The sequence below is a fragment of the Salsipaludibacter albus genome, from assembly GCF_019798055.1.
In the GTDB taxonomy this organism is placed as follows: Bacteria; Actinomycetota; Nitriliruptoria; order Nitriliruptorales; family Nitriliruptoraceae; genus Salsipaludibacter; species Salsipaludibacter albus.
In genome coordinates this window covers 64192-90925 of record NZ_JAHOPH010000015.1, presented here as the reverse complement: position 1 = coordinate 90925, position 26734 = coordinate 64192, and the positions used below count along the sequence as shown (strand labels likewise).

The window sequence follows — 26734 nt, the reverse complement described above, 5'->3', positions numbered from 1 at the left end:
GCAATTACTTCAACCCCCACGATCCCGGGACCTGCCGTGCAAGCCATCATCTCCCTCGCCCAACGTCTCGTTCGGCGTGCCCCCGTCGCCATCGTCGTCACGATCGTGCTGCTGTCGGTCGCGTTCGGCGCCGCCTCCACGCTGGGCGAGCAGGACCAGGGCTTCCAGAACTTCCTGCCCGACAACGAGATCTCCGCGACCCAGGACCAGATCGCCGAGGAGTTCTCGTCCGGTGGTGGCGAGGCCGTGCAGATCAGCGTCTACGCCCCCGAGGGGGGCGACATGCTGTCGGCAGCCGGCGTGGGCGCGGCGGTGCAGCTCCGTGAGCAGATCACCGGCGACCCCACCATCGCCGAGTCGCTCGCCGAGGTCCCGGAGGGCCAGTCCCCGGTGATCACCTGGGCCGACCCGGTGCTGGGCGCGCTGCAGCAGCAGGGGATCGATCCGGCGACGCTGACCGACGAGCAGGTCGACCAGCTGTACGTCCAGGCCCTCGAGGCGCTGCCCGAGGCACAGCGCGGACTGCTGTCCGCCACGCTCGGTGGCGACACGACCGAGACGTCGGCCACCGCGGGTGTCGTGATCGTCCAGTTGCAGCCCGACGCCGTGAACCAGGCGGGCGACGCCCCCGCACAGCTCGCGATCAACGACCTCGCCCAGGACCTGGACGGCTTCGAGGTCGCACCGTTCGACATCGCCGCCCTGTCGTCGGAGGTCAGTGACGCCATCACCAGCCAGCTCTCCAGCCTCCTGGGGCTCGCGGTCCTGCTGATCATCGTGATCCTCGTGGCCATCTACCGGCGTCCGCTCGACGTCATCGCGTCGCTGCTGGGCCTGGGCTTCACCATCGTGTGGATGCAGGGCATCGCCGCCCTGCTCGGCCCGGGTGGGCTGGGCCTGACCGGGGGCCAGAGCGAGCTGACCCTGGCGATCCCGATCCTGCTGGTGGGGCTGGGCGTGGACTACGGCATCCACCTGACCATGCGCTACCGGGAGGACCGCGCCGGTGGCCTGGACCCGGCGGACGCTGCCGTGTCCGCGATCGGTGCCGTGGGCGTGGCGCTGGCACTGGCCACCGTGACGACGATCGTCGGCTTCCTCACCAACCTGTCGAACCCGCTGCCGCCGCTGCAGGACTTCGGCGTGTTCGCGGCCGTCGGCGTCCTGTCGGCCTTCATCATCATGGTCACCTTCGTCCCCGCCGTCCGGCTGCTCGCGGACCGCCGCCGGGCCGCGAAGGGCACGCTCAAGCCGGAGCGCAGCCACTCGACCGAGCCCGGCCTGCTGGGTCGCCTCGCCGCCGGCGCGGCGCCGACTGCCGTGCACCGTCCGTGGATCGTGCTCGCGATCACCGGCGTGCTGGTCGTCATCGGTGGGCTGGGTGCCACCCAGCTGTCGACCGAGTTCAGCCAGACCGAGTTCTTCCCGTCCGACTCCGAGGCGCTGGCCTCGATCGAGCGGACCCAGGAGGCGTTCCAGGGCGACATCACCGAGACCACCCAGGTGCTGGTGACCGGCGACGTCGCGACGCCCGAGGCGCTGCAGGCGCTGGTGGACTTCGACGCCGAACTGTCCGACGACCCGGACGTCCGCGAGGACGTGGTCGTGGACTCGGTGGCCACCCGACTGCTCGCGGCCCAGCAGATGATGGAGTCCGCGATGGCCGGAGGTGGTGCCGACGCCCTGCCGGAGGGGGTCGACCCGCAGCAGGCGTTGACCTTCGCCACGGCACTGCAGTCCAGTGGACTGGGGACCGACCAGGGCGTGTCGCCCGACACCGACGTCGTGGCGCTCTACGACGGCCTGGCAGCACTGGACCCGTCGGTCGGCTCGGTGCTGTCCAGCGACGACCAGGGTGGCTACGACGCGGCCCTCGTGTCGGTGCCGACCTCGGCCGGCGAGTCGGTCGACGGGCTTCGGGTCGACCTGGAGCAGGACGCCGAGGTCCTGGAGGCCGCCGGGCTCGACGTGTCCCTGGCCTCGGAGGGCCTGCTGGTGGACCTCGTGCTGTCGGAACTGCAGTCCAGCCAGTTGATCAGCCTGGTGCTGACCCTCGTGGCGTCGATGGCCATCCTCGCCCTGGCGTTCTGGGTGCGGGAGCGACGCCCGATGCTGGGCGTGCTCGCGATCGCGGCCGTGGCCGTCGTCGTGGCCTGGGTGTTCGGGCTGATGGCGGCGTTCGGGATCCCGTTCAACGTCATGACCGCGATGGTCTCGGCGTTGGCGATCGGGATCGGCGTGCCCTACGGCATCCACGTCGTGAACCGGTTCCTGGCCGACCTCCACGCCCATGCCGACCTCGAGTCGGCCATGGTCGACACGCTGCGCAACACCGGCGGCGCGCTGGTCGGCTCGGCCGTCACGACGATGGCCGGGTTCGGGGTCCTGGTGTTCTCGTCGATCTCGCCGTTCCGGCAGTTCGGCATCGTGCTGGCCCTGACCATCGGCCTGGCGTTGCTGTCGTCCATCATCGTGCTCCCGGCGATGCTCGCGGTGTGGGCGCGACACCACGACCGCGTCGGTTCGAGCCTGGTCACCGAGCGGGAGCCGACCGTGGGCGTGTCCGCCTGACCCCGCCTAGGGTGATCGGGCCCAGCGGCCCCCAGCCGACAGGCAGTCGACCGTGTCCACCGGTTCGTCCGCGGTTCCCGACGGCGTCGACCTCGACGCCGTCGCGGCATGGCTGTCGACCCGGGTCGCGGTCCACGGTGACCTCGACGTCACCACGATCACGGGTGGCCGGTCCAACCTGACCTACCGGGTCACCGACCGCGACGGGTGCCGATGGGTCCTGCGTCGACCGCCCCTGAACTCGGTGTTGCGCTCGGCCCACGACGTCGGTCGCGAGCACCGGGTGATGGCGGCGCTGGCCGGCAGTCCGGTGCCGGTGCCGCCGCTGGTGGGCCACGAGCCCGAGCCGGGGGTGCTGGACGCGCCGTTCTACGTGATGGACTTCGTGGACGGCCACGTGGTGCGCGACCCGGCCGACGCCGACGTCCTGGACGACCGGGCCCGCCGCCGGGCCGGCCACGAGCTGGTCGACGTGCTCGTCGCGCTGCACGACGTCGACCCCGACCGGGTCGGGCTCGGCGACCTCGGACCACGCGCGGACTACCTCGCCCGGCAACTGCGCCGGTGGCGTGGCCAGTACGACCGGGGTGCGTCGCGCGAGGTGCCCGCCATCCCGGCCCTGCACGAACGGCTGGTCGCCGCCGTGCCGACCCAGCAGGCCGACCGGATCGTCCATGGCGACTACCGGCTCGACAACGTGTTGCTGGACGACGACGGGTCGATCGCCGCCGTGCTGGACTGGGAGCTGTGCACCCTGGGTGATCCCCTGGCCGACCTCGGCCTGCTGGTCGTCTACTGGGACCCCTTCGGTTCGGGCGAGGGGCTCCCGATGATCCCGGCGGCCGCGGCCGTGCCCGGCATGCCCGACGTCGACGAGGTCGTCGCCCGCTACGCGACGCGGTCCGACCTCGACCTGTCGGACCTGCCCACCTACGTGGTGTTCGGGTGCTGGAAACTCGCCGTGATCCTCGAGGGCGTGCTCGCCCGCAGCAAGGCTGGCGCCTACGGCCCGCCCGACCAGGACACCATCACCCACTTCGAGCACCTGGTGGAGGCCCTGCTCGACGCGGCGGCCATGCGAGCCGACCAGGCCGGCATCTGACCCCACGGGGAGTCCGAGCACCCGGAATTCCGTCCCCAGGTGGACGATCGACGCCGGATGGCCACCTTCCGGCGCAGGGACCGGGCGCGGCTCCGCGCTATCGTGGAGGGCATGACTACACAAGACCAGACCGAAGAACGCCTTGCCCTGTTCATCGACCACGAGAACGTGGCAATCGGCGCCCGCGACATCGGACTTCGCTTCGATGTCTCCCCGCTGCTGGAGGCGCTGGCCGAACGCGGCCGGCTCATCACCCGGCGGGCCTATGCAGACTGGAACCTCTTCCGAGAAGACCGCCGTGGCCTCGTCGACGGCAACATCGAGCTGATCGAGATCCCACAACGCTCCGACTCGGTCCGCAAGAACGCGGCCGACATCCAGATGGCGGTCGACGCCATGGAGCTCGCCCTGACCCGGGACTTCGTCTCGACCTTCGTCATCGTCTCCGGTGACTCCGACTTCACCCCGCTGGTGAGCAAGTTGCGCGAGCTCAACAAGCGGGTCATCGGGGTCGGCATGAAGGGCTCGACGTCGGGCATGCTCCCGCCGTCGTGCGACGAGTTCATCTTCTACGACCGGCTCGACGGTGCGCCGCAGCGCTCGTCGTCGTCCAAGAAGTCGTCGCGCTCGAAGTCCAAGAAGAAGACCTCGGGCAAGTCCTCCGGAGGCGAGAGCAAGAAGAAGTCGTCCGGCAAGCAGGACCTGCGCGAGCTCGAGCGGGTCATCACCCGCACCCTGTCGGGCATGCAGTCCACCGCGGCCGGTGCCGTGCAGGCCTCCAACCTCAAGCGCGCCCTGTTGCGCAAGGACCCGACCTTCGCCGAGGGCGACTACGGCTTCCGTGGCTTCCAGGAGCTGCTGCGCCACCTCGAGTCCAACGACACCGTCAAGCTGACGGAGGGGTCCGCCCCCGGTGACCCGGAGGTCGACTTCCCGGAGTCGGGGGGCGCCAAGGGCTCGTCCGAGCAGGAGGCCTTCGACCTGCTGCGCTCCACCGTGATCGAGCTGATGGCCGAGCTGGGCGGCGACCCACCGCTGTCGGGGCTCAAGGACCAGCTGCGCAAGCGCCAGGAGAACTTCTCCGAGAAGGACTTCGGCTACGGCGGCTTCCTGCAGTTCTGCAAGGCCGCCGTCACCAAGGACGTCGTGGAGATGGACTGGGAGGAGGACGACGAGGAGTACTACCTCTACGTCCCCGACGACGAGCTCCCCGACGAGGTCCTCGACAAGATCTGATCCCGTACGACGAACGCCCGCCCCGTTCCCGGGGCGGGCGTTTCGTGTGGGCGTGCTGCTGCGATGGCTACGAGCTGGCCGCACCCTGGTGGCTGCTGACGATCTCGTCGATCAGGCCGTACTCCATGGCCTCGGCCGCGGTCATCCAGTTGTCGCGGTCGGTGTCCTCGGCGACCTGCTCGACCGACTTGCCGGTGGCCTCGGCGAGCATCTCGTTGAGGCGCTCGCGCATCCACAGGATGTTGCGTGCCTGGATCTCGATGTCCTTGGCGCTGCCGCGGGCACCACCCAGCGGCTGGTGGATCATGATGCGCGCGTTGGCGGTCGCCTGGCGGTTTCCCGACGGCGTCGCCAACAGGAACGCACCAGCCGAGGCGGCCAGCCCGATGCACCGGGTGTTCACCTTCGAGCGCAGCAAGTGCATGGTGTCGTAGATCGCGAACATCCCCGTGATGACACCGCCGGGGGAGTTGATGTAGAGGGTGATGTCCTCGTCGCTCTCGGAGTCCAGCGCGAGCAGCTGGGCCACCAGCGAGTCCGACGTCTCCTGCTCGAGGGGCCCGTTGAGGAACAGGATCCGGCGGTCGAACAGCTTGTTGAACGCCTGGGCCTTCCCGGACAGCGTGAACGGCAAATTGCGCTCGTCGGGTCGGTCGTCGTCCTCGTCGTCCCCCCGCGTGGCGAGGTGGGGAGGCGTGAGGATGGTGGACACGACAGGGTCGACGTCTGGCACGGCTGGCCTCGATTGCGATCGGTGTGCAGCGGGAGGCAAATCGTAGCGAGGGGACCGGATCCGGCCCGTTGGCCCTGCGGCGCCACGGCGCAGGTCACCTGCGCCCACCAGCCCCGCTGCAGCCCGGTCGTGCACGTGGTTGGATGGGCTGCCCACATCACGTCGTGCCATCGCGAGGTGTCCGCAGGCACGGCTTGACCGTGCGGGGTGCGCTCGGTCATACTCTGGCGGGGCAAGGTCGTGACCGGTGGTGCTGGCATCGCTCGCGCGGTGATGACCGACGAAGGAGTGTTCGTGGCAACATCCGGGGGATCCCGTCGTTCGACCGGCTCACGGACGCTGGGCCGTGGCCTCGCGCTGCTGGGGGCACTGGGCGAGACCGAGGACGGTGACACCGTCTCTGGACTGGCCGACACGACCGGGCTCGACCGTGCCGTGCTCTACCGACTCCTCGAGACCTTCACCGAGGAGGGCTACGTCACCCGCGACCCCCAGACCCGCAAGTACCGGCTGGGACTCGCCGTCCTCGAACTGGGTGTCCGTGCCGCCCAGGGCCTGGAGGTCCGCCGCCTGGCCGGCCCCGTGCTCCGCACGCTGGCCGAGGAGACCGGCGAGACCGCCTGCCTCGCCGTGCGCGACCGCGACGACCTCGTGGTCGTCGACGTCGAGGAGCCCGCCGAGCGCGTCGTGTCGGTCAACTACCGCGTCGGATTCCGTCATCCGCTCGGGGTCTCCGCGCACGGCCGGGCACTGCTGGCGTTCCTGCCGGAGGGATCTGGCGACAAGGACCTGCAGGCCGTTCGCCAGCGGGGGGTCGCCTACACCCGTGACGAGCTCGAGGCCGGGGCGTCCGGGGTCGCCGCGCCGGTGTTCAACCACGGTCGCCAGGCCGTCGCCGCGGTCGGCATCGTCGCCCCGACCGCACGCCTGCCCGAGCCGGAGGCGGTCGCGCTGCGGGTCCTCCAGACGGCCCGCGAGATCTCCGAGCGCCTGGGGTGGCGTCCCCGGCGACAGTCGAGCTGATGACCGACGCCGGGCCGGACCCACGGACCGATCTCGCGCTGGTGCAGCTCGTCGGCGCCGTCGCCTACGGACAGCTCCGGGCCTGGTCGGCCGCCGCCGCCAGCGTCCCCGCCGCACCCGACGTCGCCACCTCCGAGCAGCTCGCCGAGCTGACCGGCCGGTCCTGGGACCTGTGGCGTGCGTGGCGTGCCCACCTCGACACCCTCACGGACCTGCCCACCGCCGTCGTCGAGCGCCAGCGTGGTGCCTTCGACGACTTCTTCGCCGGGGGTGGGGACGACTGGGAGCACGCCTGCATCGTGCTGGCCTTCTCGTGGCCGATCGCGCAGGACTTCACCGCCCGGCTCGCCCCCCGGCTGCCCAGCCCGACCCGCGAGCTCGCGCTGGAGCTGGCAGCCGGTGACGACGGCGTCGCCGACTTCGCCCTGGGCCAGCTGGCCGCGTCGGTCCACGACGACGCCGACCGCGACCGGGTCCGGTCACGGGTGGCCGAGCTGGTCGGCAGGGCGTTGGCCGGCTACCAGCGGGCCGTGCTCGACACCGATGCGCTGGAGGTCCTGCTGGACGACGGCGGCGACGAGGGCACGCGCCGCCTCGCGATCGACGTCATGGCCAGCCACCACCGGCGCCTGGCCGCGCTCGGCCTCGACGACCCGGCCTAGCCGCATCCACCCGACCCCGAGGAGTCCGACGTGACCAGTGAGGACGTCCGCGAGGTGCTCGGGATCATCGGGGGGACCGGGCCCCAGGGGCGTGGCCTCGCGGCCCGCTGGGCGATGGCGGGCCACACCGTCCACGTCGGGTCACGCACGCGGGACAAGGCCGACGCAGCCGTCGCGGACGTGGTCGAGCGGATCGGTCCTGGCCACGACCTGCATCCCGGGACCAATGCCGACGTCGCGGACGCCGCCGAGATCGTCGTGGTCGCTCTGCCCCACACCGCCCAGGCCGACACGCTGCCCCCGCTGGCCGACGCGATCGGCGACAAGATCGTGTGCAACGTGGTCAACCCGATGGTCTTCGACGACCTGGGCCCCCGGGCGGTCCCGGTCCCCGAGGGCTCCGCCGCCGAGCAGTGCCAGGACCTGGTGCCCGACGCCCGGGTCGTGTCGGCGTTCCACGACGTCTCCAGCAGGCGGCTCCTGCGCGTCGACGAGGCGATCGACACGCACGTGCTCATCTGTGGCGACGACGCGGAGGCCACCCATCGCGTCGCCCACCTGGCCTCACGCATCGAGGGGATGTGGGGGGTCCACTGCGGCCCGCTGCGCAACTCCGAGTACATCGAGAACGTGACCCCGGTGATCCTGTGGATCAACCGGTACTACAAGATCCAGGCCGGGCTGCTGATCGACGGCATCGAGCGTGATCCCGAGGCGCTGCACGCCCATCGGGCCGAGGGCGACACCCGCGCCGGCCGCAAGCCACGCGCCTGACCCGACCCGACCGGGTCCGGGCGGTATCGTGTCGGCGCTCTCCACCCTCCCCGAATGGACGTCCCACCGTGTCCGACGAGCTTCGGCCCGCCCGCCGCGACTTCCGCGTCCACACCCAGCAGCGCGGGGGCTACGAGGGCGCCGTCATGCACGACGTGCAGCTCGTCCTGTCGTCGACCGGTGCCATCATCTGGGCCCAGACCTTCACCGACGCCGACCAGGCCGCCGAGTTCCTCGAGCAGCTGACGGGCGACCTCGACACGATGGACACCGAGACCTTCCGCGACCGCTACTCGGTCCCGTCCTCCATGTAGCCACCGTCGCCCTATCCCCGCCAGCCGTGGGTGATGGGGACACGCCTCTCCTTGCCGAAGGCTCGGGCGGTGACCTTGGGTCCGGGGGCGGCCTGGCGGCGCTTGTACTCGGACCGGTCGACCATCCGCACGACGTCGCGCACGACCCGTTCGTCGTGGCCACGCGCCGCGATGTCGGCGATGCCCAGGTCCTGCTCGACGTAGCCCTCGATGATGTCGTCGAGCACCTCGTAGGGCGGCAATGAGTCCTGGTCGAGCTGGCCCGGACGCAGTTCGGCGGACGGCGGCTTGGTGATGGTGTTGTCGGGGATGGCGGGGCCGAGCGTGTTGCGCCAGCTGGCCAGCTCGAAGACCAGGGTCTTGGGGACGTCCTTGAGCGGTGCGAACCCGCCCGCCATGTCCCCGTAGAGGGTGGCGTAGCCGACGGCGTACTCGGACTTGTTGCCGGTGGTGAGCACCAGCGCGCCGGTGGCGTTGGACAGTGCCATCGTCACGACGCCGCGCAGGCGCGACTGGATGTTCTCCTCGGTGACGCTGACCTGGTCGTCGCCGGCGCGGACCCCGGTCGCCTCGGCCGCGAGGGACGCGGCCAGCATCGTGTCGAGCGCCTCCATGCCCGGCTCGATGTCCACCAGGTGCGTGCGCAGACCCATCAGGTCGGCCAGGGCCCGGGCGTCGTCGACCGAATGGCCCGACGAGTAGGGCGACGGCTGGAGGAGGCCGACGACGTGCTCGCCCCCGAGCGCGTCGGCCGCGACGGCCGCCGTCACGGCCGAGTCGATCCCCCCGGACAGCGAGACGATCACCTCGGTGAACCCGTTGCGACGGCAGTAGTCGCCGGTCGCCAGGACCAGGGCACGCCAGACGGCCTCGACCGGGTCGAGTCGGGGCGCGTCCACCGGCTCCGGCAGCGGGGGACGGGTCCGGTCGTGGCCGCCCAGCGCCACCGACGGCACCTCGTCGGTCCGGGCGTCCAGGTCCACGACCACCAGCTCGGGGGCGAATTCCGCACCCCGGGCGAGGATCGTGCCGTCGGGGCCGGCGACCATCGAGTCCCCGTCGAACACGACGTCGTCCTGGCCGCCGACGCAGTTGACCCAGGCGAAGTGGACGTCGCGGGTCGCGGCGTGGTGGGTCACCCACCGTTCGCGTCCGGCGCGCTTGTCGCGATGCCACGGGGAGGCGTTGAGTGACAGGACCACCGTTGCGCCACGGGCGACGGCCTGCTCGACCGGCCCACGGTCGCTCCACATGTCCTCGCAGACGGTGATGCCCACGGGGACGCCGGCCACGGTCACCACCAGCGCATCGTCGTCGGGCACGAAGTAGCGCGCCTCGTCGAACACGCCGTAGTTGGGCAGCCGCCACTTGTCGTAGGTCGCGACCTGGCGGCCGTCCGCCACGACCAGGGCCCGGTTGCGCAGCCGGTTGGCCGAGACGGTGACGTCCCAGCCATCGGGGTCGGCGGCCTCGCCATCGCCGATCTCCTCGTCGACGCCGACCCGCCCGACGGTCCCGACCACGGCAACCGTGCCGGCGGGTCCCCGGCGTGCCAGGTCCTGCTCGGCGGCCGCCACCGCCTCGAGGAACTCCGGCTTGAGCAGCAGGTCCTCGGGCGGGTAGCCGGGCAGGGCCAGCTCGGGGAAGACGACGAGGTCCGCACCGGCCCGGGCCGCATCGTGCCAGGCGTCCAGCACCAGGGCGAGGTTGTGGTCGACGTCGCCGACCCGGGTGGCCAGCTGGGCGAGGGCGATGCGCAGGGTCATGGTGCTCCTCGACGAGGGACGACCGGGGAAGGACCCGTCACGGTAGGCCTGCAGGCCGTGGGACGCCGCATCACGACAGCCCAACGCTCGGTGCCCGGCACGGTGCCCGCTCGGGCGAAACGCAACATGATCGAAACATCGAGGGGACGAAGCCGAAACGGCCTCCCACCACCATGCGACTCGCAGCGGCAGTGGGCAAGGACGCCCGGGCCGTGTCCGACCACTACCGACCGTGATCCAAGGAGCATTCATGAAGCGCAAGATCCTGGGGGTGGCAGGGGGAGTCCTGCTGCTGCTCGCACTCGGGGGGCCGGCAATGGCCCAAGACACCACCATCGAATCCCTGGCCTACGACCTCGACGTCGTCTGGGTCGGGCTCGCCGCCGCGCTGGTCTTCTTCATGCAGGCCGGCTTCGCCCTGGTCGAGACCGGCTTCACCCGCGCCAAGAACTCGGCCAACATCGGCGCCAAGAACCTCGCCGACATGGCGATCGGCGGGGTGGCCTACTGGGCGATCGGCGGTGCGCTGGCCTACGGCGCGACGTCGGGTGGCCTGCTCGGCACCAGTGGATTCTTCTTCGAGCCCGGCGCAGAGTCCTCCGTGCTGGGCGGCGACGGTGTCCAGTTCATCTTCCAGCTCGTCTTCGCCGCGACTGCCGCGACCATCGTGTCCGGTGCCGTCGCCGAGCGCATGAACTTCGTCGGCTACCTGGTGATCTCGCTGGCGATCACCGGCTTCATCTACCCCATCGTGTCGCACTGGCAGTGGGGTGGCGGCTGGCTGTCCGAGATGGGCTACTACGACTTCGCCGGCTCGTCCATCGTGCACCTGACCGGTGGCGTGGCCGCCCTCGTCGGTGCCGCGATGCTCGGCCCGCGCATCGGTCGCTACAACGCCGACGGTTCCAAGAACCCGATCCCGGGGCACTCCGTGCCGCTGGGCCTGATCGGTGTCTTCGTGCTGTGGCTCGGCTGGTTCGGCTTCAACGGTGGCTCGACGCTGGCCGCCAACGGCCAGGGTGCGGTCATCGGCCACGTCCTGTTCACGACCGTGCTCGCCGGTGCCACCGGTGGCGTCCTGGCCTTCGCGACCGTGTGGATCACCAGCGGCAAGCCCGACCCGATCATGGCGGGCAACGGCGTGCTCGCGGGCCTCGTCGGCATCACCGCCGGTCCGGACCTGGCCGGCAGCGTCGGCGCCTTCGTCGTCGGTGCCATCTGTGGTGTCGTCGTGGTCGCGTCGACCCTGTTCTTCGAGCGGGTCCGGGTCGACGACCCGGTCGGCGCCATCTCGGTCCACGGGACCTGCGGGATCATCGGCACGCTCGCGGTGGGCTTCTACGCCGCCGGACGCGAGGCCGGCTTCTCCCTGGGCACCCAGGCGATCGGGGTCGTGGCCATCATCGGCTTCGTGGGGATCGTCACCGCGGCCCTGTTCTTCGTCGTCGACAAGATCTTCGGCCTCCGCGTCTCCAGCCAGATCGAGCTGGAAGGCCTGGACTGGCACGAGCACGGTGTGGAGGGCTACGCCGACGACATTCCCGTCGTCGCGCGGATGCTGGCCGATCGCAAGGAGGAAGCCGACGCGGCATCGGTCGGCGCGTCGGATCCTTCGGTGCTGAACGCCTGAACGCCTCCCACGAGGGTCGGGCACTCCCGTACCGGGGGTGCCCGACACCTTGTTTCGGGCCATGACCTCGTGCAGGAGGACCGCCATGGACACGCCGACCGCCACGCAGACCTCGGCCGCCGGCGTGTCGTGGCGACGTCGCCCGTCTCCTACGCTGTCGAGGCTGGGACAACGGCCCGACCCGCAAGGACACGGTGTGGACAAGCAGCAGGAGTACGTCCTCAGGACGGTCGAGGAACGTGACATCCGGTTCATCCGGCTGTGGTTCACCGACGTCCTCGGGTTCCTGAAGTCGGTGGCGATCACGGCGGCCGAGCTCGAGAACGCCTTCGAGGAGGGCATCGGCTTCGACGGCTCGGCGATCGAGGGCTTCGCTCGCGTGCAGGAAGCCGACATGATCGCCTCCCCGGACGCCTCGACCTTCCAGGTGCTGCCGTGGCGACCGGAGTCCAAGGGCGTCGCCCGGATGTTCTGCGACGTGCTCACGCCCGACGGCGAGGCCTTCGCGGCCGACCCCCGACAGGTGCTCAAGCGCCAGCTCCAGCGGGCCTCGGAGCTCGGCTTCACCTTCTACGTCCACCCCGAGATGGAGTTCTACCTCTTCGAGGGTCCCAACTCGACCACACCACTGGACAACGGGTCGTACTTCGACATGACCCCGCTGGACATCCAGCAGGACTTCCGACGCCAGACGATCGACCTGCTCGAGAAGATGGGCATCTCGGTCGAGTACTCCCACCACGAGGTCGGCCCGAGCCAGCACGAGATCGACCTGCGCTACGCCGACGCGCTGACCATGGCCGACAACATCATGACGTTCCGGCTGATCGTCAAGGAGGTGGCGATCCAACGGGGGATCTACGCAACCTTCATGCCCAAGCCCCTGCAGAACGAGTGGGGCTCGGCGATGCACCTGCACCTGTCGCTGTTCGACGGCGAGGACAATGCCTTCTTCGACCCGGGTGACGAGCTCAAGATGTCGCCGACGGCCCGGGCCTTCACCGCCGGCGTGCTGCGCCACGCTCGCGAGTTCACCGCCGTCACCAACCAGTGGGTCAACTCCTACAAGCGGCTGACCCCGGGCTACGAGGCCCCCGTCCACGTGTCGTGGGGCCAGGCCAACCGCTCCGCACTGGTGCGCATCCCGCAGTCCAAGCCTCGCAAGGGGACGGCCGCGCGGATCGAGTACCGCGCGCCCGACCCGGCCTGCAACCCCTACCTCACCTTCTCGGTGCTGCTGGCGGCCGGCCTGGAGGGGATCGAGAAGGGCTACGACCTGCCGGCCCAGACCGAGGACAACATCTACGAGCTGACCCACAGCGAGCGGATGGCGGCCGGGATCGAGAGCCTGCCGGAGGACCTGGGCGAGGCGCTGGCCATCATGGAGACCTCCGAGCTCGTGGCCGACGTGCTGGGGGAGCGGCTGTTCCAGTTCTTCCTCGCCAACAAGCGACGGGACTGGCGGTCCTACGCTTCCCACGTCACCAAGTTCGAGCTGGACCGGTACCTGTCGATCCTGTAGTCGGCGTCCGGCCCGACCGGGTGGCACCCGGACGCCGGACGACGAGGATCCCACGTGGCCACCAGCGGTCGACGACACAGCTCGCTCGCGCGGGCCGGGTTGCAGCCGGAGCGTGCACGGCGTGAGCTCGTCGATGCCGGACTGCTCGACCCCGACGCCTCCGACCTCGCCGCCGTCGCCGACCTCGTGGACGCGGTCGCGCGGGTGGCCGACCCGACCCAGGCCCTGCGCACGCTGTCCGACCTCGCCACCGCCCAGCCGGAGGCCTTCGCGCAGGTGCGGGCCGAGTCGTCCTGGCTGGGGCGCGTGGCCGCGGTCGCCGGGGCGTCGCGCCCACTGGGCGACCTGCTCGCCCGCCACCCCGAGCCGCTCGAGGCCCTCGCCGACCTCGACCCGGTCGATGCCACGGCGGTGGCCGACGAGGTCCGGGCCGCACTCGCGGGGCGCACCGAGGACCGGGCGGCGGCCGTCGCGGCCGTCCGTCGGCGTCGCACGGCCGACATCGCGGCGCGTGACCTGACCGGGGTCGCCACCGTCGACGAGGTCGGGGTGGAGCTGTCCGCGCTGGCCGAGGGCGTCCTGAGCGGGACCCTGGACGCGGTCCACGACGCCGTCGACGGGCCGAAGGCGGCCCGCATCGCCGTCATCGGCATGGGCAAGCTCGGGGGGCGCGAGCTGAACTACGTCTCGGACGTCGACGTGGTGTTCGTGCACGAGCCGGTCGCGGCGGACGGCGACGACCATGCCGCGGCCGCCGAGGCCCACGAGGTCCTCGAGGACCTGCTGGCGATCCTCAACGCCTCGACGACGATGGGGCGTGCCTACGAGGTGGACCCGACCCTGCGTCCCGAGGGACGTGCCGGTGCCCTGTCGCGGACCCCGGGCGGGTTCACGGCGTACTGGGAGCGGTGGGCACGCACCTGGGAGTTCCAGGCGCTGCTCAAGGCCCGGCCCGTCGCCGGGGACATCGACCTGGCCCAGCGGCTGCTCGACCTGGCCGTGCCGTTCGTGTTCCCCGAGCACCTCGACCCGGCGGTCGTCGGGGAGATCCGCCGGATGAAGGGCCGGGTGGAGAACAAGCCCGAGGTCCGGCGGGACGGTGAGCGCCAGGTCAAGCTCGGCCCCGGCGGGCTGCGCGACATCGAGTTCGCGGTCCAACTGCTCCAGCTGGTGCACGGGCGGGCCGATCCATCCCTGCGTCGGACCGGCACGCTGCCGGCGCTGGACGCCCTGGCCGAGGGCGGTTACGTCGCGACCGACGACGCGCGGGGCTTCGCCGCCTCCTACCGCCTGCTGCGCCGGGTCGAGCACCGGTTGCAGCTCGCGCGCGAACGACGCACCCACACGCTGCCCACCGACGACGAGTCGCTGGAGGTCCTCGCCCGAGCGCTGGACTACCGCGCCGACGGACCTCGCTCGGCGTCGGCCAGCTTCCTGCGTGACCTGCGGGCGTCCCAGGCCCAGGTCCGGGCCCTGCACGCCAAGCTGTTCTACCGGCCCCTGCTCGAGGCGCATGCCGCGGTGTCGGCCAGCGACGCCCACCTGAGCCGCTCGACCACCCTGGGCGAGGCGGCGGCCCGGGCCCGGTTCGAGGCCCTGGGGTTCCGCGACAGCGCTGGCGTGCAGCGCGACATCGCCGCCCTGACGACCGGGGTCAACCGGCAGGCAGCCGTCCTGCGGGCCGTCCTGCCGGCCTTTCTGCACGAGTTGGCCGACACGCCCCGCCCCGACGACGGGCTCAAGCGGTTCCGTGACGTGGTCGAGGCCGACCGTGGGAACACCGTCGTCAGCCGGCTCCGGGACCACCCCCCGACCCTGACCGGGCTGGCAGTCGTGCTGGGCACCTCGCCGGTGGCCGCCGACCTGCTCACGGCCAACCCGCGTGCCGTGCTGGACCTGGACCCCGACGAGCTCGTCGGATCGGAGGTCGACGCGGACCAGGTGGCGGAGCAGGCCCGCGGGCGACGGGCGTGGCAGGACTCCTCGTCGGCACTGCGACGGCTCAAGCGTCGCGTGCTCCTGCAGACGGTGGCGCGGGACCTGCTCACCCATCCGCCGGTGACGGTGGTGTCCCGCGAGCTCACCGCCATCGCGGACGGCTTCCTGCGTGTGGGCCTGGAGGCCGCGCTGGACGCCGAGGCCGCCGAGCGTGGCGTGGTGGTCGACGACCTCGACGTGCGCATGGCCGTCGTGGCGATGGGTCGACTGGCGGGCGGCGAGCTGCACTACCCGTCCGACCTCGACGTCGTGTTCGTGCACGAGTCCACGGGGGACGACGAGTCCGCCGCCCGGAGGACCGCGCTGGCGGTCGCCGAGCGGTTGATGACCTCGCTCGGGGCCGTCACGGCCGAGGGCACCGCCTTCGAGGTCGACGCCGACCTGCGACCCGAGGGTCGCCAGGGGCCGCTGTCGCGGTCCCTGCCGTCCTACCGGGCGTACTGGGAGCGCTGGGCCGAGCCGTGGGAGTTCCAGGCGTTGATGCGGACCCGGTTGGTCGCGGGCGACGACGACCTCGGGCACCGCTTCCGGGCTGCCGCGGCGACGTGGGCCTGGCCGGACGACTTCGCGACCTCGGACCGCGTGGCCATGCGGACGATGAAGGCCCGCATGGAGAAGGAGCGGATCCGCAGGCGGGACGACCCGATGCGCCACATCAAGCTGGGTCCGGGTGGCCTGGTCGACGTCGAGTGGACCGTGCAGTACCTGCAACGCTGCCACGTCGGGGGACACCCGGCACTGCGCACCGCCGCGACCATGGGCGGACTGGACTCCCTCCAGGACGTCGGGGTCATCGACCACGCGGACGCCGACTGGCTGCGCGAGGCCTACGTCCTGCTGTCGCGGGTCCGCAACCGGCTCTACCTCATGGGGGTGCGCAACGTCGACGTGCTGCCGGCCAACCCCTCCACCCTGGCCGAGATCGCGACCAGCCTGGGCTACACCAGCAACCGGCGCCAGGAACTCGACGACGCCATCCTGCGCTCGATGCGCCACGCCCGCCAGGTCGTCGAGCGGCTCTTCTACGGCGCCGAATGAACGGATCACGCGCCGCCGGTTCGCGTGCGTCGGTTGCGGGCGGCACCCTCGCGGTCCGTGCGTCCCCGACCGTGCGTCCACGACCGTCCTGCCCGTCGTCGAAGTGCCTGCCATGCCTGCTGCCCCACCCGTCGCCCCCGAGCTCGCCGGGGTCATCTTCGACCTCGACGGCACGCTGGTGGACACCGAGTCGGTCTCGGACCGGGTGTTCCGGACCGCGCTGGAACGGCTCGGGCACGCGATGACCGACGACGACGTGCACGAGCTGCGGGGCCACGCCTGGTCGTTCATCGGCCCGTGGATGCAGGATCGGTTCGGGGTGACCGAGCAGGCCTACCGGGCCGAAGCCGTGCCGTTGTGGGACGACGCCTTCGCGACCGGCCTGGCGACGTTCCCGGACACGGTCGACGTCCTGCACGCCTTGCAGGACGAGGGCGTGCCGGTCGCGGTCTGCACGTCGTCCGGACGCCACCACCTCGACCGGATCCTGGCGACCGTTCCCGACCTGGCCGGGCGCTTCGCCGTCAGCGTCAGCGCCACCGAGGTCACCAACCACAAGCCCCATCCCGAGCCCTACGAGCGCGCCCGCCGGCTGCTGGGCACGCCGGCGGCACGGACCGTCGCGATCGAGGACTCGGCCACCGGCGTCGCGGCGGCCGTGGGCGCGAGCCTGCGGGTCGTCGGCCGCCAGAGCGGGACGCGGACCGACCTGTCGGCGGCACACCTCCAGGTCGAGACGCTGACGCGTCCGGTGCTCGACGAGGTCCTCGTCGCCTGATCAGCCGTGGTCGGGCCGGACCGCCCGCGTCGCCGGGTGACCGCGCGTGATCGCGGCGACGACCACCGCCGTCGCCACCGCCACGACGGCCACGGCGACCAGGGCGAGGTCGCGGGTCCCGCTCTGGGCCGTGGCCAGCCCGGCCAGCGTCGGGCCCAGCGCACCACCGATGCCACGTGCGACCGAGATCGCCCCGAGGGCGGCACCGATCGTCGTCGTCGCCAGGACGTCGGGGACGAACAGGTTCTCCACCGTCGTGAGTGCACCGACCGCCAGGCCACCCACGACCACGAAGGCGATCGCGATCGGCAGCTGGCCGGCCGCGGTCAGCAGCAGGGCCGCGACCGCGACCAGGGCCAGCGAGCCGACCATCGTGGGACCGGTCCCGACCCGTCGCACCAGGGCGGGCAGGGGCAGGCGCCCCGCGACCTGGGCGGCGCCGCGGACCCCGGCCAGCCCCGAGGCGACGCCCAGTGCCAGCCCGGCGTCGACCATCGCCGGCACCTGGTAGAGCAACAGGACCGCCGTCGCGGCGCCCCCGCCGGCAGCCACGACCAGCAGGGGGACGAGCCGTCGCCACGACCCGACCTCCGACGGCGATTCCGGCTCGGGGGCCGCCGCCGTCGTGACGTCGGGTGGCAGCACCAGCGCGACCACCACGAAGGCGACCACCACCGCCACGTTGGCCGCCAGCACGGCCGCCTGCCACGACCAGCGCTCGACGACCAGCCCCATCGCCGGCAGGAACACCGGGCTGGCGAAGGCGCCCCAAAGGGTGTTGACGGTCACCGCGCGGGTGCGGTCCTGCGGGTACAGCGCGACGATCGTCGCGTGCAGCAGGGAGTAGTAGCCGAGTGCGCCGACCACGCCGCCGGTCAGGGCGGCCGCGACCGCAAACGCCCACGGTCGGCCGGCGCTGCCGGCCCAGACGGTCAAGAGCGTCCCGATCGCCACCACCGGGGCGCCGAGGGCGAACACCCGCCGGCCCCCGCGTCGGTCGAGGACGCGGCCGGCGAGCAGGCTGCCGATGCCGCCGAGCAGCAACATGGCCCCGTAGGTCGGTCCGCTGACCGCCTCGCCGATCCCGTCGTCCGCGAGGGCGTCGACGAGGACCCCGAAGCCGTAGAACCAGGTCCCGAAGGACACCAGCGCCGTCAGCCCGAACACCACGTCGAGGTGGCGCGGCTGGCGGGTCGGTGTCGGCGCTGGCCCCGGGCTGGTCACGCCGGCGGTTGGACCAGCCCGGCGGCCGTGGCGGCCTCGGCCAGTCGGGTGGCGCACCGGTCGACGGCCTGCTTCCAGGTGGTGGCGGAGTCGTCGTCGGCGCCGTCCGACACGCACTTGAGGACCCGGACGTCGACGCCCAGGGCGAGGCACGTCGCGACGACCGCGTAGCCCTCCATGTCGACCACGTCGGCGGTCGCGGCGATCCGGGAGCGCTCGGCCGGGTCGGTGACGAACCGGTCGCCGGTTGCCAGCGTCGCGTCCCCGTGGTCGAGCGTGAGTGGCCCACCGGGCATCGGGCGCCCGACCAGGGACGAGATCCCGGCCACGTCGAGGTCGTGCTGCACGACGCGCCGCACCTCGACGACGGTGCCCATCGGCTGGCCGTGGAGGCCACCGGCCGTCCCGAGGTTGACGACCAGGTCGACCGGGGGACCGGCCACGAGCCGCGTTGCCAGGCGGGTCGCCGCGGTCACCTTGCCCACGCCCAGCTCCAGCACCTCGCAGTGGGCGGGCAGGCCGGCGGCCTCCTCCCGGATCGCGGCGACGTGGAGGATCACAGGCTCGTCAGGTCCGGGGGTCGGGCGGCCTCGCGGTCGGTCCGGGCCGACCGGTCCGGCCGGTCCTCGGCCGGACGGCGGGCGATGGTGATCCTCCGTGCCTCGTCGTGCTCGACGGTCAGCACGCCGGTGAACCCGGCGGCACGCAGGTCCGCCTCGAGCTCGGCGACGGTCGCCGGTCGGTGCAGCTCGCGGAAGCGACGTCCGACCTCGTCGTCGACGATGTGGTCCGCGTCGCGGTAGCCCAGCGCGACCCGTCCGCCCGGCGCCATCAGCTCGTGCAGGTGGGACAGGCTCGCGACCCGGTCGTCGAGGAAGTACACGACGTTGACCGCCCAGGCGGCCTGCAGGGGCACGACCAGCTCGAGCTCGTCGAGCGTTGCCGGGTGGAGGTGGAGACGGAGGCGACGCAGGGCGCGTCGGTTGGCCAGCCGCACCCGGCGGAGCATGGCGGGGGACGGGTCGACTGCATGCACGATCACGTCGGCTGCGTCGAAGGCGGCGGTGATGCCCTGGCCGGGTCCGCACCCGATGTCCAGCACCCGCTCGCCGTCACGCAGTCGCAGGCCGTCGACGACCGCCCTGGTCAGGTCGGTGTTGGACTCCACCAGCACCGCACCGACCAGGTGGCCCAGCACGCCGGACGGCCGGCCGAGCTGCTCCACGAACGGGTCGAGCAGGCGCCCGTCGGCCACCGACGTCAGCCCCCGTGCCACGCGTCCCCACATGCCCCTGCCTCCTTCGTCCGGTCCGGAGCCCCTCGTTCGTCCGACAGTCAACCACGCACCCCGGACGGCTGCGGGGCGGCGACCACGAGTGGGTGCGGTTCGGTGCGGTTCCCGCTCGGTCCTGCACCCGGTCGGGAACGCGGAGGTCGGTTGACGGCGAGTGGGTGCGGTTGGGTGCGGTTCCCGCTCGGTCCTGCACCCGGTCAGGCCCGAGACTGGCCGGCGCGTCGCAGGGCGCGCTCCTGCTCGATGGCGATCCGCACCCGGCGGACCAGCGCCGCGGGATCGTCGAGCATGTCGCCGGTGGCCCACACGACGCGACGCCCGGCCTCCTGCAGGATCGCCCACCGTCCTCGATCCCGACTGAAGGCAGGTCCGTCCGCGTGGTAGGCCCTGCCGTCGCACTCGACCACGACGTTGCTGTCCTCGATGGCGATGTCTGCGTGCAGGACCGATCCGTCGAGGCACACCACGGGGACCGGTCCGGCGGAGACCCGGATGCCGGCGCCGTCGAGGAGCGCGCGGACGTCGGCTTCGAATCCCGAGTCGGATCGATCGCGTCGTCGGGCGTTCACGACCGCGCGGTAGCGACCTGCGCCGGGCGTCCGCTGTCGCCGGTCGCACTGGTCACGGAGGTCGTCGAGCGTGACCAACCCACGCTGCTCGGCGTCGATCACCTTGTTGCGCAGGATCCGAGGCGTGGTCGACGCGGCGACGTCGCGCAGGGCGCGAGCGGGTGACGTGACGGGGATGCCCTCCACCTCCCCGATCCAGTGCTCGGGAAGGTGGCGGGTCCGGTGGACCCGGACGCCGTCGATGCGCCGGTGGCGACGATCGTGCGGCAGGGTGACGTCCACGATCACGGCGGCGTCGAGCTCGAACAGGCCCCACAGGCGCAGGGCCGTGGCGTGGCTGGCGACGGCACCGGGTCCCGCCACCAGGACTCCCGCCATGATGCGAGCGAACGGGCTCGCGGTGACACCGGGTACGAGGTGGGCTCCCGGCAGCAACGGCTGGCACGCCAGCCCGTCGACGAGACGGTGGTAGGCCCACCGGCTCATCCCCAGGTCACGTGCCGACGGCCAGGTCAGCACGCCATGACGGCGGCTGGCACTGGCGAGCACGCGGGTCCGGGTCGAGGTCATCCCACGATGATGTCGACCCACCCGCCCTCACGGTCCCCGGGTCGAGCCGGCTGTGGACACGCCGCATCCGCGCCGCTGGATCAGCCATGAGCGGGTGCGAAATGGTGCGGTTTCCGCTCGGTCCTGCACCCGCTCGGGTGGTGGTGATCGGGCGAGGCGTGAGTGGGTGCGGGGTGGTGCGGTTTCCGCTCGGAATTGCACCCGCTCGATTCGGTGGTGATCGGTCGGGTCGGGGGGCGGGGAACGGGGGGGACATGCGGCGAGGCGGACGCCGGAGCGTCCGCCTCGCCGGGGTGCACCGGGACCCTGCACGCCCCGGGGATCGCTCAGATGTCGTAGTACAACTCGAACTCGTGGGGGTGGGTGCGCAGTGCGACCTGCGCGACCTCCTCGTCCATCTTGTAGGAGATCCAGGTGTCGATCAGGTCGGGGGTGAACACGTCGCCCTCGAGCAGGAAGTCGTGGTCCTCACGCAGGCCCTCGAGGGCCTCCTCGAGCGAGCGGGGGACCGAGGGCAGGCCCTCGAGCTCCTCGGGCGGGAGGTCGTAGATGTCCTTGTCGACCGGGTCGTGGGGCTCGATGCGGTTGCGCACGCCGTCCAGTCCGGCCAGGAGCATCGCCGAGAACGCCAGGTACGGGTTGCTCGACGGGTCCGGGACGCGGAACTCGATCCGCTTGGCCTTGGGCGAGGAGCCCGACATCGGGATGCGCACCGCCGCCGAGCGGTTGCGGGCCGAGTACACCAGGTTGACCGGTGCCTCGTAGCCCGGCACCAGGCGCCGGTAGGAGTTGGTGGTCGGGTTGGTGAAGGCCAGGATCGACTTGGCGTGGGCGAGCAGGCCGCCGATGTACCACCGGGCGGTGTCGGACAGTTGGCCGTAGCCCTCCTCCGAGAAGAACAGCGGCTCGCCGTCCTTCCACAGCGACTGGTGGGTGTGCATCCCCGAGCCGTTGTCACCGAAGATCGGCTTGGGCATGAAGGTCACCGACTTGCCGGCGTGCCAGGCGGTGTTCTTGACGACGTACTTGAAGGTCATCAGCTTGTCGGCGATCGTCGACAGCGTGTCGAACTCGATGCCGATCTCGCCCTGGCCACCGGACCCGACCTCGTGGTGGTGCAGCTGGGTCTGGATCCCGAAGGCCTCGAGGTTGTGGACCATGTCCGACCGCAGGTCGGTGTAGTGGTCCATGGGCGGGACCGGGAAGTAGCCGCCCTTGGTGCGCGGCTTGTAGCCCAGGTTGCCGCCGTCCTCGTCCGAGCCGGTGTTCCAGGCACCCTCCACCGAGTCCACCCGGTAGAACGAGCCGTTGGTGCCGGAGTCGAACTTCACGTCGTCGAAGATGAAGAACTCTGCCTCGGGACCCATGAAGGCGGTGTCGGCGATGCCGGTCGACGCGAGGTGCGCCTCGGCCTTGCGCGCGATGTTGCGCGGGTCACGCGAGTAGGCCTCGCCCGTGACCGGGTCGTGGATGTGGCAGTACATCATCAGGGTCTTGCGGGCACGGAAGCGGTCCTCGGTCGCCGTCGAGGGGTCCGGGATCAGGAGCATGTCGGACTCCTGGATGCCCTGGAAGCCCCGGACCGACGAGCCGTCGAAGTAGATCCCGTCCGAGAAGGTGTCCTCGGAGATGTTGGTGACGGGGAACGTCGTGTGCTGGGCCACGCCGGGGAGGTCGACGAAGCGGAGGTCGACGAACTCGAAGTCCTCGTCGGCCAGCCGTTGGACGATGTCGGCAGCTGTGGGTTGGTCGGGCACGGTGTTGTCCTCGGTCTCGGTCGGTGCGTTTCGGTCGGTGCTGGTGGTGGGTCGGAGCCGTCGTCCCCGACGGGGTCGGGGGTCGACCACCCGCGCCCGGTGGCGCGGGATCCTCGGGTGGTGGCGGCGTGACAGTGCCCGCACGTCCCTCGGCCGTGGCGCGACGGTAGGTGGGGGCCGTTTCCCGACGGTCTCCCGCCTGTTACGGCGGTGTTACGTGGAAGCGCCGCCAGCACGCCGCGCCGTCGACGTGCGGACGACGCGCGCCATGCCGTTGTGGGGCTGCGTCGCCCCACCGGGCGGGAACTGGCCTCCTGCGTCACCAGATCGATGCGTCGGATGCCTGCCCCGCAACGGTCACGGTAGTAGGGTCTCGGGGAGATCCCGGCGCCGGGCACCGGAAAGGACCGCCCCCCATGGCAGATGCACTCGTCGAGATGCGTGGTGTCAACAAGTGGTACGGCGAGCTGCACGCGCTCAAGGAGATCAACCTCGACATCGCCGAGCGCGAGGTGGTCGTGGTGATCGGCCCGTCCGGGTCCGGCAAGTCCACGTTGATCCGCACCATCAACCGGCTCGAGTCGATCCAGGAGGGCGAGATCCTCATCGACGGTGAGCGCCTCCCCGAGGAGGGCAAGGGGCTGGCCAAGCTGCGGGCCGACGTCGGGATGGTGTTCCAGTCGTTCAACCTGTTCGCCCACAAGACCATCCTCGAAAACGTCACCCTCGGCCCCGTCAAGGTCAAGAAGATGGGCAAGTCGGACGCCGAGGAGAAGGCCCGGGGACTGCTCGAGCGGGTCGGCGTGGCCCACCAGGCCGACAAGTATCCGGCCGAGTTGTCCGGTGGCCAGCAGCAGCGGGTCGCGATCGCGCGTGCCCTGGCCATGGAACCCAAGGTCATGCTGTTCGACGAGCCGACGTCGGCGCTGGACCCCGAGATGATCAACGAGGTCCTGCAGGTGATGCTCGACCTGGCCGAGGGCGGGACCACGATGGTCGTCGTCACCCACGAGATGGGCTTCGCCCGGTCCGCCGCGGACCGGATGGTGTTCATGGACGAGGGCGAGATCGTCGAGGAGAACGACCCCGAGTCGTTCTACAAGGGAGCCAAGACCGAGCGTGCCCGCGACTTCCTGTCCAAGATCATCACCCACTGACGACCCCACCAGACGTGCACGACCAGACCTGCACGACGGCGTCGGAACAGGCCGGCGCCACCACCCCCCACACAAGGAGCAACACATGCGAATGCGACGCAACCGACGGCTGGGCATCGCCCTCGTGGCCGCCACGGCACTCATCCTGAGTGCCTGTGGGAGCGACGACGGTGACGACGGTGGCGAGGCCACCGAGACCGAGCCTGCCGCCGAGACCGAGGAGTCGATGGCCCCCACCGACGAGTCGATGGCACCCAGCGAGGGCGGGACCAGCGGCGGCGGCGAAGCCGTGGCCGCCATCCAGGAGTCCGGGACCCTGCGCGTGGGCATCAAGTACGACCAGCCGCTGTTCGGGGTGAACACCCCGTCCGGCGTGGTCGGCTTCGACGCCGAGATCGCCACGGCCATCGCCGAGTCCCTGGGCGTGGAGCCCGAGTTCCAGGAGGCCGTCTCGGCCAACCGGGAGCCGTTCCTGCAGGAGGACCAGGTCGACCTGGTGGCCGCCACCTACACCATCAACGAGGAGCGCGACGAGGTCGTGGACTTCGCGGGTCCGTACTACGTGGCCGGCCAGGACATCATGGTCGCCACCGGCAACCCCGAGGGCATCGAGGGCATCGAGAGCCTCAACACCGCCGACCTCACGACCTGCACGGTCGAGGGCTCGACGTCGCTGGAGAACCTCAACGAGATGGCGCCCGACGCCGACGTGCTGACCTTCGACACCTACTCGAAGTGCGCCGACGCCATGCGCCAGGGCCGTGCTGCGGCCGTCACGACCGACAACGTCATCCTGATCGGGCTGATCGACGAGGCCCCGGACGACTTCGAGCTGATCGACAACCCGTTCACCGAGGAGCCCTACGGCATCGGTGTCCAGGAAGGCAGCGACCTGCGTTGCTACGTCAACGGGGTGCTCCAGACGATGTACGACGACGGATCGTGGGCCGAGGCCTACGAGGCCACGGTCGGCAGTGCCGGCGTGTCCACTCCCGAGCCGCCCGAGCTCAACAACGAGGGCTGCTGAACCATTCGGTGACGTCCGGGCGGGTGAGCCACCCGCCCGGACGCACCGGCGTCGGTGGTCGGCACCGGCGCACGGGCATGGATCGAGGAGGTGGGTGTGCTCGAGTTCTACACCGAGTACTGGCCGGACTACTGGGACGGCACCCTGGTCACCCTGCGACTGGTGGTCATCTCGTTCACGCTCGCCTGCATCATCGGGGTGATCATCGCGGGGTTCCGGGTCAGCCCGGTCCCACCCCTGCGCAGCTTCGCGTCGGGCTACGTCGCCCTGTTCCGCAACATGCCGTTGCTGGTCGTGTTCTTCCTCGCCTTCTTCGGCGTGGGTGACCTGGGCTTCGTCTTCGGGCCCTTCCCGACGGCCGCCGTGGCCCTGGGCATGTACACCGGGGCCTACATGGCCGAGGTGATCCGCTCGGGCATCAACTCGGTGTCGTCGGGCCAGGCAGAGGCAGGCCGGGCGATCGGGCTGGGGTTCATCCCCCTGCTGCGCGAGATCGTCATCCCACAGGCCGTGCGCACCGTGATCGCGCCCATCGGCAACCTGTTCATCGCCAACTTCAAGAACACCGCGGTGGCGTTGACGATCTCGGTCTTCGAGCTGACCTACATCTCGCGCAAGCTCATCAACGAGACCGCCAGGACGTGGCTGTCGTTGCTGGGTGCCGCGATCATCTACACCGTCATCCTGCTCTTCGCCGGGTGGGTCTTCCGCACGCTGGAAGACCGCTACGCGATCAAGCGCTGAGGAGCAGGCATGTCATCGGTCCTGATCGAAGAACTCGGCCCACGGGGCAAGGCGCGGGTCCGGGTCGCCACGATCATCAGCATCCTGGTCGGCATCGTCCTGCTGGCCCTGGTCGTGTGGAAGCTGGGCACGGCGGGCCAGCTGACCTGGGCGAAGTGGGAGCCGTTCACGGTCTGGGCCAACCTGGAGTTCCTGCTGGGCGGCCTGGTCAACACCATCAAGGCGGCGCTCGCCGCCATGGTGTTCTCGATCATCATCGGGTTCTTCTTCGCACTCGGCCGGCTGTCGCGCAACGCCGTCGTCCGGGGACTGTGCGTCGCCTACGTCGAGTTCTTCCGCTCGATCCCGTTGCTGCTGGCGATCTTCATGGGCTTCTTCGGCCTGCTGGCGGCCGGGCTGGACGTCGGCGCGTTCACGTCGCTGGTCGTGGCACTGGTCGCCTACAACTCGGCGGTCCTGTCGGAGATCTTCCGGGCCGGCATCAAGTCGCTGGACAAGGGCCAGACCGAGGCCGCCCAGGCCATCGGGATGCGCTACTGGCCGATGATGCGGATCGTGATCCTGCCCCAGGCGGTGCGCCGCATGGTGCCCGCGATCGTGGCGCAGCTGGCGACGCTGTCCAAGGACGTGTCCCTGGGCTTCGTGATCGGCTACGAGGAGGTGGTCCGGCGTGGGCAGGGCTTCCCGGGCTTCTCCGACGCCGGCAACTTCCAGGCCTACGTCGTCGTGGGCGTGGTCTACTTCATCCTGGTGTGGATGCTCGCCCGGCTCGCCCGCTACCTGGAGCTGCGCCAGCGCACCTCCAGCATCGGCACGGGCGCAGCCGCGATCGACGGTGCGGGGCTGGAGGACATCGCCGCGCTGTCCGAGGAGGCGGACGCCGCCGAGGTGGAGGCCGCCGCGGCCCGCGGTGAGGACCCGGACCGGGTGGTGGACTCCCAGACCCGCGCACGTGGTGCCGCCGAGGAGCAGGGCACCAAGCTCAACGAGGCTCGCAAGGGCGACCGCGACCGTCGTCGCGGTCGCGACTGAGCGGATCACCCCACCGGTGGCGGCGTCGCCGTGACGCGCATCCTGCTGGCCGGCCTGATCGTGCTGATCCTGGTGTCGATCGTGATGGGCGCGACGCTGGGACGCATCGGTCCCCAGGAGCTGTTGATCCTGCTCGCCGTCGTCCTGGTCCCCACCGCCCTGCTGGTCGCCCAGTACGTCCGCCGTCGACCATAGGGCCGCCGGAGGCGCCGC

The 26734-nt window shown here is 71.1% G+C and carries 23 protein-coding genes; 16 read left to right on the top strand and 7 right to left on the bottom strand.

All coding sequences use genetic code 11. The annotated features are described in order from the left end of the window. Window positions 1-36: 36 nt before the first annotated feature. The 3 genes from KR546_RS11025 to KR546_RS11015 all read left to right on the top strand — a co-directional run bounded on the left by KR546_RS11025 (window position 37) and on the right by KR546_RS11015 (window position 4909). On the top strand, window positions 37-2571 hold the full coding sequence (locus tag KR546_RS11025; RefSeq protein ID WP_238444765.1) for an efflux RND transporter permease subunit: 2535 nt from the start codon (window positions 37-39) through the stop codon (window positions 2569-2571). A 52-nt stretch (window positions 2572-2623) separates the two neighbouring features. Next, on the top strand, window positions 2624-3673 hold the full coding sequence (locus KR546_RS11020; protein WP_238444764.1) for a phosphotransferase family protein: 1050 nt from the start codon (window positions 2624-2626) through the stop codon (window positions 3671-3673). A gap of 111 nt (window positions 3674-3784) precedes the next feature. After that, window positions 3785-4909, top strand: a complete 1125-nt coding sequence (locus KR546_RS11015; protein WP_238444763.1) for an NYN domain-containing protein — start codon at window positions 3785-3787, stop codon at window positions 4907-4909. 67 nt (window positions 4910-4976) lie between these two features. Here KR546_RS11015 and KR546_RS11010 read toward each other — a convergent pair whose 3' ends face one another. Beyond that, entirely contained in the window at window positions 4977-5621 is a 645-nt protein-coding gene (locus KR546_RS11010; RefSeq protein WP_238444762.1) for a ClpP family protease, read from the bottom strand. Between the two features lie 315 nt (window positions 5622-5936). On the opposite strand from KR546_RS11010, the gene KR546_RS11005 reads away from it, so the two are divergent. The 4 genes from KR546_RS11005 to KR546_RS10990 all read left to right on the top strand — a co-directional run bounded on the left by KR546_RS11005 (window position 5937) and on the right by KR546_RS10990 (window position 8415). Beyond that, the gene (locus tag KR546_RS11005; protein WP_238444761.1) at window positions 5937-6665 is read left to right on the top strand and encodes an IclR family transcriptional regulator; all 729 of its coding nucleotides are present in this window, start codon (window positions 5937-5939) and stop codon (window positions 6663-6665) included. Then, a complete protein-coding gene (locus tag KR546_RS11000) occupies window positions 6665-7327 on the top strand; it encodes a ferritin-like fold-containing protein (RefSeq protein ID WP_238444760.1) in 663 nt (220 codons plus the stop codon). Before KR546_RS11005 ends, KR546_RS11000 begins: the two co-directional genes overlap by 1 nt. A 30-nt stretch (window positions 7328-7357) precedes the next feature. Beyond that, window positions 7358-8101, top strand: coding sequence for an NADPH-dependent F420 reductase (gene npdG, locus KR546_RS10995; RefSeq protein ID WP_238444759.1), 744 nt, complete (start codon window positions 7358-7360; stop codon window positions 8099-8101). A 68-nt stretch (window positions 8102-8169) separates the two neighbouring features. Beyond that, window positions 8170-8415: a hypothetical protein gene (locus KR546_RS10990; RefSeq protein ID WP_238444758.1), complete on the top strand. Its 246-nt coding sequence runs from the start codon at window positions 8170-8172 to the stop codon at window positions 8413-8415. 11 nt (window positions 8416-8426) lie between these two features. Here the strand turns inward: KR546_RS10990 and KR546_RS10985 are convergent, their stop codons facing one another. Next, window positions 8427-10181, bottom strand: coding sequence for an NAD+ synthase (locus KR546_RS10985; RefSeq protein ID WP_238444757.1), 1755 nt, complete (start codon window positions 10179-10181; stop codon window positions 8427-8429). Between the two features lie 250 nt (window positions 10182-10431). On the opposite strand from KR546_RS10985, the gene KR546_RS10980 reads away from it, so the two are divergent. The 4 genes from KR546_RS10980 (at window position 10432) to KR546_RS10965 (ending at window position 17147) form a co-directional block, all read left to right on the top strand. Then, on the top strand, window positions 10432-11811 hold the full coding sequence (locus KR546_RS10980) for an ammonium transporter (RefSeq protein ID WP_238444756.1): 1380 nt from the start codon (window positions 10432-10434) through the stop codon (window positions 11809-11811). 196 nt (window positions 11812-12007) lie between these two features. Then, window positions 12008-13333, top strand: a complete 1326-nt coding sequence (locus KR546_RS10975) for a glutamine synthetase family protein (protein WP_238444755.1) — start codon at window positions 12008-12010, stop codon at window positions 13331-13333. Window positions 13334-13387: 54 nt separating this feature from the next. Continuing rightward, entirely contained in the window at window positions 13388-16369 is a 2982-nt protein-coding gene (locus KR546_RS10970; RefSeq protein WP_238444754.1) for a bifunctional [glutamine synthetase] adenylyltransferase/[glutamine synthetase]-adenylyl-L-tyrosine phosphorylase, read from the top strand. Between the two features lie 112 nt (window positions 16370-16481). Beyond that, on the top strand, window positions 16482-17147 hold the full coding sequence (locus KR546_RS10965) for an HAD family hydrolase (RefSeq protein ID WP_238444753.1): 666 nt from the start codon (window positions 16482-16484) through the stop codon (window positions 17145-17147). Here KR546_RS10965 and KR546_RS10960 read toward each other — a convergent pair whose 3' ends face one another. The 5 genes from KR546_RS10960 to glnA all read right to left on the bottom strand — a co-directional run bounded on the left by KR546_RS10960 (window position 17148) and on the right by glnA (window position 22561). Continuing rightward, window positions 17148-18371, bottom strand: a complete 1224-nt coding sequence (locus tag KR546_RS10960) for an MFS transporter (RefSeq protein WP_238444752.1) — start codon at window positions 18369-18371, stop codon at window positions 17148-17150. It lies immediately after the preceding gene. Next, window positions 18368-18931 carry a nucleosidase gene (locus KR546_RS10955; protein ID WP_238444751.1) on the bottom strand — a complete coding sequence of 188 codons (564 nt, stop codon included), beginning with the start codon at window positions 18929-18931 and terminating at the stop codon, window positions 18368-18370. The genes KR546_RS10960 and KR546_RS10955 overlap by 4 nt, the downstream gene beginning before the upstream one ends. Continuing rightward, window positions 18928-19659, bottom strand: coding sequence for a class I SAM-dependent methyltransferase (locus tag KR546_RS10950; protein ID WP_238444750.1), 732 nt, complete (start codon window positions 19657-19659; stop codon window positions 18928-18930). The genes KR546_RS10955 and KR546_RS10950 overlap by 4 nt, the downstream gene beginning before the upstream one ends. Before the next feature lie 203 nt (window positions 19660-19862). Next, entirely contained in the window at window positions 19863-20783 is a 921-nt protein-coding gene (locus tag KR546_RS10945) for a hypothetical protein (protein WP_238444749.1), read from the bottom strand. A 347-nt stretch (window positions 20784-21130) separates the two neighbouring features. Continuing rightward, window positions 21131-22561, bottom strand: a complete 1431-nt coding sequence (gene glnA / locus KR546_RS10940; protein WP_238444748.1) for a type I glutamate--ammonia ligase — start codon at window positions 22559-22561, stop codon at window positions 21131-21133. Window positions 22562-22977: 416 nt separating this feature from the next. On the opposite strand from glnA, the gene KR546_RS10935 reads away from it, so the two are divergent. The 5 genes from KR546_RS10935 to KR546_RS10915 all read left to right on the top strand — a co-directional run bounded on the left by KR546_RS10935 (window position 22978) and on the right by KR546_RS10915 (window position 26716). Beyond that, the gene (locus KR546_RS10935; protein WP_238444747.1) at window positions 22978-23718 is read left to right on the top strand and encodes an amino acid ABC transporter ATP-binding protein; all 741 of its coding nucleotides are present in this window, start codon (window positions 22978-22980) and stop codon (window positions 23716-23718) included. Window positions 23719-23803: 85 nt separating this feature from the next. After that, complete coding sequence (locus tag KR546_RS10930) at window positions 23804-24745, top strand: glutamate ABC transporter substrate-binding protein (protein WP_238444746.1); 942 nt, start codon at window positions 23804-23806, stop codon at window positions 24743-24745. Between the two features lie 90 nt (window positions 24746-24835). Next, on the top strand, window positions 24836-25489 hold the full coding sequence (locus tag KR546_RS10925) for an amino acid ABC transporter permease (RefSeq protein WP_238444745.1): 654 nt from the start codon (window positions 24836-24838) through the stop codon (window positions 25487-25489). Window positions 25490-25498: 9 nt separating this feature from the next. Next, window positions 25499-26521, top strand: a complete 1023-nt coding sequence (locus tag KR546_RS10920) for an amino acid ABC transporter permease (RefSeq protein ID WP_238444744.1) — start codon at window positions 25499-25501, stop codon at window positions 26519-26521. A 30-nt stretch (window positions 26522-26551) separates the two neighbouring features. Beyond that, window positions 26552-26716: a hypothetical protein gene (locus KR546_RS10915; protein ID WP_238444743.1), complete on the top strand. Its 165-nt coding sequence runs from the start codon at window positions 26552-26554 to the stop codon at window positions 26714-26716. Window positions 26717-26734: the final 18 nt, after the last annotated feature.